At 48.9% G+C, this 12,783-nt stretch carries 11 protein-coding genes; 6 read left to right on the top strand and 5 right to left on the bottom strand.

The features are described 5' to 3' along the window. Window positions 1-47: 47 nt before the first annotated feature. Window positions 48-1,100 carry an aldo/keto reductase gene (locus ACSYSY_RS00625; RefSeq protein WP_491707410.1) on the bottom strand — a complete coding sequence of 351 codons (1,053 nt, stop codon included), beginning with the start codon at window positions 1,098-1,100 and terminating at the stop codon, window positions 48-50. Window positions 1,101-1,206: 106 nt separating this feature from the next. Continuing rightward, on the bottom strand, window positions 1,207-2,604 hold the full coding sequence (locus tag ACSYSY_RS00620) for a hypothetical protein (protein ID WP_491707409.1): 1,398 nt from the start codon (window positions 2,602-2,604) through the stop codon (window positions 1,207-1,209). A gap of 169 nt (window positions 2,605-2,773) precedes the next feature. Here ACSYSY_RS00620 and ACSYSY_RS00615 point away from each other — a divergent pair, with 169 nt between their 5' ends. The 6 genes from ACSYSY_RS00615 (at window position 2,774) to ACSYSY_RS00590 (ending at window position 7,893) form a co-directional block, all read left to right on the top strand. Then, window positions 2,774-3,514: a glycosyltransferase family 2 protein gene (locus ACSYSY_RS00615; RefSeq protein ID WP_491707408.1), complete on the top strand. Its 741-nt coding sequence runs from the start codon at window positions 2,774-2,776 to the stop codon at window positions 3,512-3,514. Beyond that, window positions 3,490-4,215, top strand: coding sequence for a TVP38/TMEM64 family protein (locus tag ACSYSY_RS00610; protein WP_491707407.1), 726 nt, complete (start codon window positions 3,490-3,492; stop codon window positions 4,213-4,215). The genes ACSYSY_RS00615 and ACSYSY_RS00610 overlap by 25 nt, the downstream gene beginning before the upstream one ends. A gap of 214 nt (window positions 4,216-4,429) precedes the next feature. Then, a complete protein-coding gene (locus tag ACSYSY_RS00605; RefSeq protein ID WP_491707406.1) occupies window positions 4,430-5,122 on the top strand; it encodes a response regulator transcription factor in 693 nt (230 codons plus the stop codon). A gap of 31 nt (window positions 5,123-5,153) precedes the next feature. Then, window positions 5,154-6,560, top strand: a complete 1,407-nt coding sequence (locus ACSYSY_RS00600) for a sensor histidine kinase (protein WP_491707405.1) — start codon at window positions 5,154-5,156, stop codon at window positions 6,558-6,560. A 19-nt stretch (window positions 6,561-6,579) separates the two neighbouring features. Then, entirely contained in the window at window positions 6,580-6,993 is a 414-nt protein-coding gene (locus ACSYSY_RS00595) for a hypothetical protein (protein ID WP_491707404.1), read from the top strand. 156 nt (window positions 6,994-7,149) lie between these two features. Continuing rightward, window positions 7,150-7,893: an SIMPL domain-containing protein gene (locus tag ACSYSY_RS00590; protein ID WP_491707403.1), complete on the top strand. Its 744-nt coding sequence runs from the start codon at window positions 7,150-7,152 to the stop codon at window positions 7,891-7,893. Window positions 7,894-7,906: 13 nt separating this feature from the next. On the opposite strand, the gene ACSYSY_RS00585 is transcribed toward ACSYSY_RS00590, so the two are convergent. The 3 genes from ACSYSY_RS00585 to ACSYSY_RS00575 form a co-directional block, all read right to left on the bottom strand. Continuing rightward, complete coding sequence (locus tag ACSYSY_RS00585; protein WP_491707402.1) at window positions 7,907-9,265, bottom strand: S1C family serine protease; 1,359 nt, start codon at window positions 9,263-9,265, stop codon at window positions 7,907-7,909. A 199-nt stretch (window positions 9,266-9,464) separates the two neighbouring features. Further along, entirely contained in the window at window positions 9,465-11,897 is a 2,433-nt protein-coding gene (gene hrpB / locus ACSYSY_RS00580) for an ATP-dependent helicase HrpB (protein WP_491707401.1), read from the bottom strand. 43 nt (window positions 11,898-11,940) lie between these two features. Further along, window positions 11,941-12,780, bottom strand: a complete 840-nt coding sequence (locus ACSYSY_RS00575) for an NADPH-dependent oxidoreductase (protein ID WP_491707400.1) — start codon at window positions 12,778-12,780, stop codon at window positions 11,941-11,943. Window positions 12,781-12,783: the final 3 nt, after the last annotated feature.

Below are 12,783 nucleotides of genomic sequence, written 5' to 3'. Positions count from 1 at the left end.
CCTGCCTCTTCTTTGATAGAGGAAACAGCGTTATTTCCTCGACGGTTCTAAGGGGTCGGGTTGGCATTCAGCTGATGAATGGCGTTAATTTTTTCTTCAATCTCAGGGGTGATCATCTCTGCTTTTGTGTCCAGTAAAAGAGAGAGCTGTTTTTGTGAGGTTGCCCCGATAATGGTGCTGGTTACAAAAGGACGCGACATCACAAAAGCCAGCGCCATCTGGGTGAGATTCAACCCCTCCTGTTCTGCCAGAGCTTTATAGGCTTTAATCGCTGTTTCCGTGCCAGGTTTTTCGTAACGCTGCCCACGATTGAAAAGCGTGGTCCGTGCGCCTGCCGGGCGTGCCCCATCAAGATATTTTCCTGTCAGATAGCCCTGTGCAAGAGGCGAATAGGCCAGAAGGCTGACCTTTTCCCGCAGGCACATTTCCGCCAGACCGATCTCAAAGGTGCGGTTCGTCAGATTATAGGCATTCTGGATGGAGGCGATGGGAGGCAGCCCCCTTTTCTCTGCTTCAGACAGGAATTTTGAGACGCCCCATGCCGTTTCATTTGATAAACCGAAATGACGAATTTTCCCTTCTGTGACAAGGTCGCTTAAAGCGCCTAGGGTTTCTTCAATCGGCACTTCATCAGCTTTTGAAAGGTCTCCAAAGGTTGTGCCCCCTTCCCCGAACAGACCAATCACCCTGTCAGGCCAGTGAAGCTGATAAAGATCAAGATAATCTGTCTGAAGGCGCTTTAATGAGCCTTCAACCGCATAACGGATTTGCTCCGGGGTCAAACGGGGGGTCACACCATCGGGCCGGTACCAGTCATTTGAGGAGCGCCCCACAACCTTGCTGGCCAGAATGATCTTGTCACGCACAGTCCCACGCGCTTTAAGCCAGCTGCCAATAATGCGTTCTGTCGCGCCATAGGTCTCCGCTTTGGGAGGGATGGAATAAAGCTCGGCTGTATCAATAAAATTGACACCATGCGCGAGCGCCTGGTCAAGCTGTGCATGACCCTCTGCCTCTGTATTCTGTTGGCCGAACGTCATGGTCCCCAGGCAGATTTCACTGACCTGAAGGCCCGTTTTTCCTAATTCGTGGGTGCGCATTGATACTCTCTTTCAAAGATAGACCGGAATCTGTCAGAGCCATTACTGCTGATTAGAGACAGGAAAGTGAAGGAAAGGATACCTATTGCATCCTTTCCTCATCTCCTCATTTTGTCTTTGGTAATGATAGGACATGAGCAATCCAGCTCGTCTCACAATATGTGGGATCACTATAAGAAGCATTTGCACGTGAAACAGGAGGACATGTACGATTAACATCTGTAAGGTCCATGTTCCAATCAGGATCCCACGTCCACCCCCATATTCTAAGTTGATACTGAGGATTCTGACGCCACAGCTTAACCTGCTGTGACCAATCCGGACCTGAACTGATAATCTGAACTGGCTTAATATAACTTGATATGCCAACCAGCATCATCAGGATAAAGCCGCAATTAAAAACAATCTTATAATTGCCTTTTGAATAATACGCCATAAGGACTATGGACATCCCCAGGAAGACAAACGGGATGAAATTATAACGTTCTGAATATTTGACATGAAACCAGGCACTAGGTTCCATGGCTATTACCCCTCCTCCAAAAGAGACAACAGCGATCAGGAACGAAACAAGTATAAACCAGAAAACCACGGTTTTACGAAATTTATATAAAAGATAAATAATAAGAAACGCATATAACACAGGAATTATATAATAAGTCAGACCATTATTAATATATCCATGATATATAAATTCTCCAATTTTTTTGCCTAATTTATTTCCAAAAAACGGATAGACACCCATTCGCACAAAAAGAACGGAAAATATCTCAGAAGGTGTTAAAACCTGACCACGAACAACACTCGATGAATAAAATAAACATAACTGCAGCAAACCCCCAAGAGACAAAATAATTGTTTGACAGAGGCGTGAAACAGAGCGGTCGATAATAGTACGTAATAAGAATAAAGGCGTTAGTACAATGGCACCTAGACCACAAAGAGGCGCCAGAAAAAGAATTATAGACTGGTATATCCATCCTAAATATTTTTTTGGCGTATCTATGGCTAATAGCAATCCACAACATAACATAAGTTGATATTGAATATGCATGACATTAAGCCATACTTCTTCGCAAAAGGGACATAAAGCAATGACAAGAAGAAGTTTTATTTTAGTATATGTGTCATTTAACCAGTCAGCTTTACCCCATAAAATAATAATAGCAGCCTGCATCTGGAAAAAAAGCGCTATTATTGTCGTAACATAAGGAGCTTTCTCTAAAGTAACGATACCTGATTTAACAAGAGAGGCATCCAGGAAAGTTGACGCATTGGCCCCTAAATTGAGATAACCTGCAAAAGGGCGCCATAGACTGCTGAAGCCAGGAAAATGCCATGCATAAGCAAAAAAGACAGCGCCTTCTTCGCATAGAAAACGTCCTGTTTTCCATATTTCAGGTAAACGAAATATAATAAGAATAACAAATGAAAATAAAATAAATAAATTCATTATATTTTTATTTATTTTTATTTCTTTGAAAACTTTATTAATTGTTCCCATAATAAGAACCCTTTTATTACCATAACGAATATGAAAAATATTCGATACAATCTAATATGATAAAAATTATGCCCGATCCTGTGTAGACCTTTGAGCAAATTTTTTGTAACGAAGCAATTGAAATCTTTATACTGATTATTTTGAGAACAGACAGGCTAAGTACCAGAGAATGATAGATGGAAAACGTATAGCAGTTGTTCTGCCTGCATATAACGCTGAAGCGACTCTTCAAAAAACAGTTTCTGAAATTCCACGAGACATTGTGGATGATATCATTCTTACAGATGATTGCAGCCGCGATAACACAGTCGAGCTGGCAAAAAAGCTCGGGCTGCACGTTGTGGAGCATACTCAGAATAAAGGCTATGGGGGCAATCAGAAAACCTGTTATAAAACAGCCCTCGACCGTGGGGCTGACATTGTCATTATGCTGCACCCGGACTACCAGTATTCACCACGTCTGGTACATGCGATGTGTGCCATGCTGGTCTCTGGTCATTATGACGCCGTTATTGCCTCACGAATGTTGGGAAAAGGTGCGCTCGCAGGCGGGATGCCTCTCTATAAATATATCGCCAATAAAGGGCTGACTTTTGCCCAGAATATTCTTTTGAATTCAAAGCTTTCTGAATATCATACAGGCTACCGTGGATGGACTCGCACTGTTTTGGAAACATTGCCTTTGGAATTATGTTCTGACGATTTTGTGTTTGATAATCAAATGTTGGCCATGACGATTAATTCAAATTTCCGAATTGGTGAGATCTCATGCCCTACACGGTATTTTCCTGAAGCATCATCGATCAATTTGAAACGGAGTATTATTTACGGCCTAGGCTGCCTGAAAACATCCGTTCAATATCGGCTATGTAAATGGAAAATATTATGCCTGCCTATCTTCAAAAAATAAAGAACAACAAAATCATATGGTTAATATGTTTTTTTATCATATTAACCATATGTGCAGGCTTTCATTTTAGTGGCTCTGACAACCTTCATAGAGCGGTCAGTTTCTTCGATGCGTTCAAAAACAACCACCCTCTGGAAAGCTTTATTATTTTCTTCTTTCTTCAGATATTTATAGCTATCTGTGGGATTTTACCTGCCTCTGTTGCCGCCCTTTCCGCAGGTATGGTTTTTGGACTCTGGGAAGGATTTCTGATCGCATCTACGGCAACATTGAGTGGCGCGCTCATAGCCTTTTTATTAAGCCGATCTATTTTCCGGAAACCCATCCAATCTATCCTTACCAGATATAGATTTCTTACGATGCTGGATCATATGGTGGAAGAGGAAGGCTGGAAAATGGTCTTTCTTTTAAGGATTTCACCTATATTGCCATTTGCCGTTACGAGTTATGTGCTTGGTTTCACGGAAATGACCGTCTCTGATTATCTATTGGGCACTCTTGCATCCCTACCTGCCTTATTTGGTTACGTTTTTATTGGAACATTGACACAAAATGGCCTGAACCACAGCGCAACAGGGACCATATTTTACATAAAATTATTAATGATCTTTATTGCAATCATTGGAACGTTATTAATTATAAAGCTTATAAATCAAACATTTAAAAAATATTTAAAGGAAAAACAGGATATTTCATGCTGAACCTTAATATAACAGCATGATCCCATATTTTACCTGAACACCAATTAAAACCGGTACGGGAGCACTTGGAACCTATTACCGGAAATGAACAAATTCTTACGAAATTATAACCTGGTGGGAACCTTTCATTCGGTGTGCCAAAAGGCTATCGTCAAACTCAATCAATGATCCTTAAGCATTCCTCATATCAACACTGAAGAAAGAATTCGGACTGATGCGTATCCTTCTTGTCGAAGATGACCCTACTGTACGCTCATATGTATCAAAAGGTCTCAAGGAAGCAGGCCATACAGTTGATGAAGCTGATAATGGCAAGGACGGCCTTTTCCTTGCTGTGAGCGAAGCCTATGACGTCATCATCCTTGACCGCATGTTACCAGGCGGGATTGATGGGCTCAATATCGTCGAAACATTGCGAGGGCAGAAAAACAAGACCCCGGTTTTGATTCTTTCCGCACTGGCAGAGGTGGATGAACGCGTCTCCGGTCTGAAAGCAGGGGGAGATGATTACGTCACAAAGCCATTTTCCTTTTCAGAATTACTGGCCCGGGTAGAAGCACTCTGCCGGAGAGGGCAGACAGATACCCCGCAAACAACAAAGCTTGTTGTCGGTGATCTGGAACTTGACCTCCTCGCCCGGGAAGTCAGGCGCGCAGGAAAAAGAATAGACCTCCAACCCCGGGAATTCCGCCTCCTCGAATTTCTGGCACGCCATGCCGGACAGGTCATTACGCGCACCATGCTTCTGGAGAAAGTATGGGACTATCATTTTGACCCTCAGACCAACGTGATTGACGTCCATGTTTCACGGTTGCGCCAGAAGGTGGACAAACCTTATGCACACGCCATGATCCATACAGTGCGCAATGCCGGCTATATCCTGCGTGTCCCTGATAAAACGGCCTGAGTTTTAAATCTGTCTTTATGAAACAGTGTTTATGACTCCGGTTCCTTCCACCCCTTCTCCCCGCTGGTGGCGCTGGCCTATCCGCTCAATTGGTGTCAATTTTGCGTTGGCCTATAGCGTGGTCTTCATCCTCTCAGCGGTCGTGTTTCTTTCCTTCACCTGGTGGAGCACGGAAAATCTTTTTAATCGCCACGTGGAAAAAGCGATTGAAGCAGATGCTTCAGACCTTCTTCATCGCTGGCAAACAGGAGGGCCACACGCCCTTGCCCTCGCCATTGAGGAGAGGCTGGATCAGAATGTGGATGATGATGCCCTTTATCTCCTCGTCGATGGATTGGGACGACGTGTTGCCGGGAATCTGCCAGGATGGCCGGTCAGAATTCAAAAAAACGACCATTATTACGAACTGCCGATAAAACGCTATTCCTTTAGAATTACCGCCAAATTCAGGGCCTATAACCTCCCCAGACAATACCGCCTTATTATCGGACATGACATAAGGGGCCGCTCGTTACTCAGCCATATCATTACTGAAACACTTGTCTGGTGTTCCCTCATGGTTTCCCTTCTGGCGCTAGGGGGAGCTTTCGTTTTCCGGCGTCTTTTCAGACATGTGGTCTATTCCATCGCCCGCACCACGCGTGCCCTGGCCAGTGGGGATCTCAACCATCGCATTGCCTTGAATGGGAGTGAAACGGATCTGGTTGCTGAAACCGTCAATACAATGCTCGAACGCATCAACCGCCTGATGGATGGGGTCAAACAGGTTTCCAATGCGATCGCCCATGATTTGCGAACCCCGATAGCACGCGCAAGAACCCGCCTTGAAGACGCGATTGAACACGCGAAAACAGAAGACGAAATCCGCGATGCCGTGACGGCTGCCATTGAAGACCTTGACCATATCACAATGATTTTTGAGGCACTCCTGCGCATTGCACAAATTGAAGCAGGCGCCAAACGGGCAGCCTTTGCGCAAGTGGATCTTGACCTTCTTCTTGAAACAATGGCCGATTTCTACAGCGTCTCTGCTGAAGAAGCCGGGATCAGACTAACCCTTGAAATCACCCCTCTCCCAACCATCATCGGCGATAAATCACTTCTGCAACAGGCGGTTGCCAACCTCCTCGATAATGCCATCAAGTTCACCCCCTCCGGACGGTCCATCACCTTGAAAGCCCATCTGGCCCGGTCTGACGAAACATCCTCTGAAAATGTGATGATCACCGTCAGGGATGAAGGGGCCGGTATGACTGAAAAAGATATCTGCCGCGCTCATGAACGTTTTTTCCGTGCAGAAACAGCACGTAATACACCCGGTTCCGGATTGGGTCTCTCACTTGTACAGGCCATTATGGACCTCCATAAAGGAAAGTTGATATTACGTAATGAAAATCCCGGATTAAGTGTGACTTTAACTCTTCCCTTAAAAGACTAGTCATTTTATGAGTCATGTTATGTTTTTTCTTAATCATCCGGTAACCTCTACAAGGAAAATGACAAAGCTCTGTTGCACTCTGGCTATTGTCTCTTTCCTCACAGGCTTTATCCCGGAACAGTCCTTTCATCCTGCACGCGCTGATACCTTTCCCCAGACACAGAGCACTGATTCGGCAAAGGGGCTGGAAATCACAAGTGACAAGCTTGATTACTGTCTGAAACTCGACCGGATCCTGACACGTAAGTTACTGAACCCTCACAGCATTCCCGTCAGCGTCATGGAAGACGCTCACCTTCTGCAACGCAGAGGCATGGAGCTTTGCACACAAGGCCACGTAAGAGGGGGGATTGAGCGATTAAGGCGGGGCCTCGTCATGCTGAAACCCTATAAATACAAACAAAAGACCGACCCGGCGAAATCCAGTAAATAAAAAGAGTTATTAATTTTATCTTTCGGTTTTTACGTGATGATAAACATAAATCATCCGCATAAATCAGCACACACGCAGCCCAATCGCCGTTAGCAAAATATTGTTTATTTGCGAATACCATCTACGTAACAACGTCTTTTCAGGATGGAGATCATTGTGAAACATCGCTCTATGCTCAAAGCAGCCTCTCTGCTGGCTTTCAGTGGAATTCTCAGCAGTTTTTCTGCGGGTACAGCTGCCTATGCTGAGCCCTTCGCTCCCCCGCCCCCTCATCAGGGAATTAACCTTACATTCATGACAGAGGGCAGCGCGCACGCAAAGCCAACGAAACTCACCATTGAATTTATGGCAAGGACGGAAAATACGTCCCCCACCTCAGCGCAATTAAAGCTCAATCAGCTAGTTGATGACGTCTCCAAAGCGCTTTCAGGCGAGGATGATATCAAGATTATTGTCGGAAATTATTCCATTTCCCAGCAATATACTCAGAAAGGGCCCGAGAAATGGAACGCCCAGCAGAGTATCAAGATCAGCGGTACAGACAGCCGTAAACTGCTCTCTTCAGCTGAGAAACTGCAAAAAATCGGTCTGAATATTGATAATATGGCCTGGTCTCTTGATGCTCAGACGCGGCAGAAACTTGAGCAGAAAGCACGGACTGAAGCATTGAAGAAAGTGCAGGCGCAAGCTGAGTCTGACGCTCATGATCTGGGACTGAAATTTGTAAAACTTGAAACAATCATGGTCCACACAGGCGGGATGCCAGGTCCTATGCTCCCACGTCCTGGAGTGATGATGCTCTCCCGTTCTGTAGAAACCGCTCCTCCTCCACAGAGCACACCGGAAGATCAGTCCGTCACGGTCACCGTAACGGCAGCGGCACGACTTGATAACCCGTAAAAAGCAGAATGTTCTAATCGGAAGCAGGGCGCTTTCCCAACATGATGGAAAGCGTCTTTTCTTCATTATTGCGTTTGATCGTAAAAACAAAAACGGTGCCCGGGAGGGCCGCAGCAACACTTCTTAAAACAGTACGGGCATCTTTGACCTGCACCTTGCCCATCGCCAGGATGGCATCTTTTTTGCGCAATCCACCCTGCCATGCCGGACCGTCCTGATCGACATCCTCAACAACCATGGGCACAGCGGTGTCATTAAGGGTCACGCCCAGCCAGCCGTGATCAACATGGCCGGTTTTTTCAATCTGGTCGACAACAGGGGCCACAATCTCGGCAGGAATTCCGAACCCAATTCCGACAGAGCCATCACTTGGTGAGGCAATCGCAGCATTTACGGCGATAACCTGCCCATGGAGATTAAAGGCAGGCCCGCCGGAATTTCCGGGATTGATGGGCGCATCGAGCTGCATGAAATCATCCATGGCGCCAATCCCCAGGTCACGCCCAACGGCAGAGATAATCCCCGCTGTTACAGATGAGCCAAAACCGAAAGGATTGCCTGCAACCAGGATCCAGTCCCCAATTTCCACCTGACGGCTATCACCCCAGGTGACACAGGGTAAAGGGGTCGCTGTATCAACCTTGATCACGGCAATATCGGTCATAGGGTCACTCCCTAACAGATGCGCCGGCAGACTGCGCCCATCAGAGAGGGAAACCGTCACTTTTGTCGCGCCCCCAATGACGTGACGATTGGTGACAATCAGACCCGTCGGGTCAACAATGAACCCTGAACCGGCCCCCGTCATATCCTCATCAGCGGGCCTGACAATTTTCCTGCGATGAAGATGATGCGTTTTTTGGTGAAGGGTGCCCGGACGGGGCGAATGAATTCTGCGCTCCTGCTGCACTCTTTCCTGAGGCTCTCTTTTTCTGGCGGCCGGGGGAGCTTTCTTTACAGCCACCGGTGTCTGTTTGGAAGGGGGCTCCCTGTCAGCAGGATTACGGGAGATGGAGATATTCACAACAGCTGGGATAACCTGCCTCACAAGAGGCGCAAAACTCGGGAGATCCGCCATCATGGCCATAGTGACCGAAGAAGCAGCCGCCTTCTCCGCCTCCGGTTTCTTTTTCTCTTCAGACGCGATAACAGGACTAACGGGTGATGTCGGCCTCACAAGGGGGGCAGAAATCGGCACAGGCGGCTGATGACGATGGAAAAAATGGTCCTTGATGGTCAAAGGCGTTTGAGAGACTTTCTGATCGGGAACCTCGGCCATCTCTTCATAGGTCAGAAACACTGTGCACACAGCCCCTGCCGTCAGACCGCCTGCCAAAGCGGAAATCAGAACTGTCTGTATAAGCGGCTTCATGGTTGAGATATCCCGAAAATCATGACCTCCGATCCTGCCTGCCGAAAGCACCCTGAAAATGAAGTGCCTTTTAGTAATAGCATCAAAACATCACACTGCTAAGCGGTAAAATATCTTCCTTTTCTTAATATTGGGCGAAATTTTATGATGCATTATTAATGAGTTACTAAATTCGTACCTCTCTTCAACACCCTCTTTTTCATGCAGGATTTTCAGGCCAGTCATGTTTGGGGTAACGCCCCCTCATATCCTTGCGTAAATCAAGCCACCCCTGTTTCCAGAAGCTCTCCAGATCGGAGGTAATGGCCTGCGGCCTGTTGGCGGGGGACAGAAAGACCGCTTGCAAAGAAAGCTTTCCCTGCGCCAGAACCGGCAGGGTTTTCAAACCGTAAAATGCCTGCGCCCGGGCTGAAACTGTCGGGGCAGAACCCGTATAGTCAATCTCATACACTCTCCCCTTCAAGGTCAGGTGGGCAGGGAAATTTTTGTCAAGAAACTGGCGGTCCTCATAGGTAAGGAAGCTCTGGAGAAGAGCCACCATATCCAGCTCCTTAAGCTGGACCAGACTATAAAGCCCTGCCAGCCAGGGCCGGAGCCATTCACTTTCTTCCGACAGACCCTCATCAGAAAGATCAGGCCAGTGTGGTTTGAAAAGACTGCGGGCCAGCATAAGGCGTGCCTGTAACTGGCGGGCACGGTCAGTCCAGTCCAGCAGGGAAAGATCTTTCCGGACACCTTCAAGCAGGAATTCCATAGATTCTTCAGGTTCCGCAGGCAGATTTTTATCCTGTAAAATGACAGAACCCAGCCGGACGCGCTCCCTTGCCCATAACCGCCCCGTCTGCGGGTCACAGCTCAGCTCCCGCTGGCGGCTCATGGAATTATGGAGCGAAGAGGGAAGCGCATCCACCTGAAGAGGAACCGCAAGGGTAATTTCGTGAGAGCGCTTTTTATGCACGCCCAGAGCCAGCAATAATGTCTGACGCGCGAGAGGATCGCTCAAAGAGAGAGAGGCACTCCCCCCTGATGCCAGCCTGTAGCGCCCTTGTGCGCCCGATTGCTGGGCCAGCCTGTCAGGAAAGCCTGCTGCCAGTAGAAAAGAGGTTGCGTCCTCTTCAATCAGGGAAAAATCACTTTGTTTCAGGCCAAGACGGCGCCCATAACGCTGAGCCATTCTTTTCAGATGATCGCTCAAAAAGGCTGAAATGAGAGACCGCCCATGCCCAAACAGGGCAAGGCGCTCCCTTATATCTGACGTAACGGTCTGGCCGTTCTCACCGCGCCTGAAAGGGTCCCGTTCTTCCAGAAGGGCAACAAGACAGGAAGCCGTTACTTTCTCACGTTCATTCCGGGCGGCGCAGAGCACGGCTGCCAGACGGGGATGCGCCCCCATTTCTGACATTTTCTGACCCAGAGGGGTCAGGAGCCCCTCCTCGTCAATCGCTCCCAGATTTTTCAATAATTCCCGCGCTGATGCCAGATTTCCGGAAGGAGGCGGCTCAATAAACCCCAGCTCCTCGGGGATTGTGCCCATAACAGCCCGCCAACCCGCCATGAGCAGAGCCAGGGAACTGAGATCGGCCTCCCTGATTTCGGGAGTGTCCTGTAGGGAAAGCCTGCGCTGCGTGGCTTCTGACCATAATCTGACTGCCTTGCCCGGCCCCTGACGGCCCGCACGGCCTGCCCGCTGTTCACTCGTTGCGCGTGAAATCCGGTGGGTTTTCAGCACCGGCAGCCCTGTCACAGGGTCACGCTCCGGGCTGCGCCGCCAGCCGCCATCTATAACCACCCGCACCCCCGGTACAGTCACAGAGGTTTCGGCAAGTGAGGTTGCCAGAACGATATGGCGCGCCTGCCCTGCTGCCAGCACGCTCTGTTGTTCTTCAACAGATTGCTCGCCATAAAGCAGGCTTACAGGGAGGGAGGAATCAAGGAGGGAGGCAACGCGTCTGATCTCACCAATACCGGGTAGAAAGGCCAGAATGGAGCCTTCTTCTGTGTCCCACGCTTCATGAATGGCTCTGGCGCATAATTTCGGCAGATCACGCACATCAGAAAGATCAGACGTGTACGTAACGGAGACAGGATAGGAACGTCCCTGACTTTCAAGCAGAGGAGCCTGAAGAAAGCTGGTAAAAAGCCCCGTATCCAGCGTGGCAGACATAGCCAGCACCCTGAGTTCCGGCCTGAAATTTTTCTGAAGATCCAGACAGAGCGCAAGACCTGCGTCACAATCGAGGGAGCGTTCATGAACTTCGTCAAAAATAACGATACCGGTATCATCGAGCAGAGGGTTGGCAAGAAGGCGCCTTAGAAGCATCCCCTCGGTCAGCACCTCAATGCGTGTCTGCTGAGAAACGGCCTGATCCAGCCTTGTGCGATAGCCGATGACGCCGCCCGGTTTTTCCCCCCTCTGCTGCGCCATGTAGAAAGCAGCTCCCCGCACGGCAACGCGGCGGGGCTCAACGAGGATGATTTTCTTCCCCTCCAGCCAGTCAGGCTCGGCCTTCAAAAGACAGGGGGGCACAAGTGTTGTCTTGCCGGCACCGGGCGGGGCCATCAGAACAAGGTTGGCCCCTTGATTGAGCCGCTCGAGAAGTGCGGGGAGAACATCTTCAACCGGAAGAGACATATCACTTCCCATAATTTTACAGGATCATCCGAATAAGAGACGCTTATTTCAGCGGAAATCCGAGTTTATGGAGCACCTCCCTCATAACATGACGCCCTCCCAGCCCTTTGATGCTGGAAACACGCTCTGCCACAATCCGGGACCATTGCCGGGAGGGAAGACCCTGCTCTTTCTGGTAGGCATCGGCTTTCAGATCATACTCTGTGATCTGCTCACTTTCACCTTCAGTCTGATAACGCTCTTTATGCACAACCACAGCCTGACTTAAACGCGGCTTGATATGGCGGGTTTCTGCCCCGGAAGGATAACCCACACATAACCCCACAACCGCGTAAGCCCGTGGGGGAAGCTCCAGAAGCCGGGCCACCTCATCAACATGATTGCGCAACCCGCCGATATAGACGGTTCCAAGCCCCATGGATTCAAAGGCTGTTACGGCATTCTGCGCCGCTATACCCACATCAAGCACGGCCATAAGGTGTGCTTCTTCATAATCGAGGGCGGTCTGGGCAAGCCCTTCCCGTTCTGCGAGGCGGGCCAGACGGGACTGATCCACAATCCATGCCAGGAAAACAGGCACCTGGCTGATAAAGTCCTGATTTCCGGAAAGTTCGGCCAGTTTATCGCGTTTTTTCTGGTCTGTTACGACAATCACAGACCAGTTTTGCAGGTTACAGGACGTCGCAGCAGAAGAGGCCGCTGCAAGCCCCGCTTCAATCATCCCGTCAGGCACAGGGTCCGCTTTATAGGCACGCACACTCTGATGAGAAAGCTGCACACGCAACACCTCATTATCAGGGAGCCCGGCTGGAGCCGCCTGACGGTAGCGTGCCTGCCAGAGTTCATGGGTGGTGCGGCCTGAAAAAAGCGGAGCCCGGGTCATCGG

The organism is Aristophania sp. ESL1100 (assembly GCF_058511235.1).
The sequence above is the reverse complement of the archived record's forward strand: the minus strand, read 5'-3'. Positions and strand labels throughout refer to the sequence as shown.

Coding starts and splice junctions, on each gene's coding strand:
- ACSYSY_RS00625 (WP_491707410.1), bottom strand. CDS start 1,100: ATGCGCACCCACGAATTAGGAAAAACGGGCCTTCAGGTCAGTGAAATC.
- ACSYSY_RS00620 (WP_491707409.1), bottom strand. CDS start 2,604: ATGGGAACAATTAATAAAGTTTTCAAAGAAATAAAAATAAATAAAAAT.
- ACSYSY_RS00615 (WP_491707408.1), top strand. CDS start 2,774: ATGATAGATGGAAAACGTATAGCAGTTGTTCTGCCTGCATATAACGCT.
- ACSYSY_RS00610 (WP_491707407.1), top strand. CDS start 3,490: ATGCCTGCCTATCTTCAAAAAATAAAGAACAACAAAATCATATGGTTA.
- ACSYSY_RS00605 (WP_491707406.1), top strand. CDS start 4,430: ATGCGTATCCTTCTTGTCGAAGATGACCCTACTGTACGCTCATATGTA.
- ACSYSY_RS00600 (WP_491707405.1), top strand. CDS start 5,154: ATGACTCCGGTTCCTTCCACCCCTTCTCCCCGCTGGTGGCGCTGGCCT.
- ACSYSY_RS00595 (WP_491707404.1), top strand. CDS start 6,580: ATGTTTTTTCTTAATCATCCGGTAACCTCTACAAGGAAAATGACAAAG.
- ACSYSY_RS00585 (WP_491707402.1), bottom strand. CDS start 9,265: ATGAAGCCGCTTATACAGACAGTTCTGATTTCCGCTTTGGCAGGCGGT.
- hrpB (WP_491707401.1), bottom strand. CDS start 11,897: ATGTCTCTTCCGGTTGAAGATGTTCTCCCCGCACTTCTCGAGCGGCTC.
- ACSYSY_RS00575 (WP_491707400.1), bottom strand. CDS start 12,780: ATGACCCGGGCTCCGCTTTTTTCAGGCCGCACCACCCATGAACTCTGG.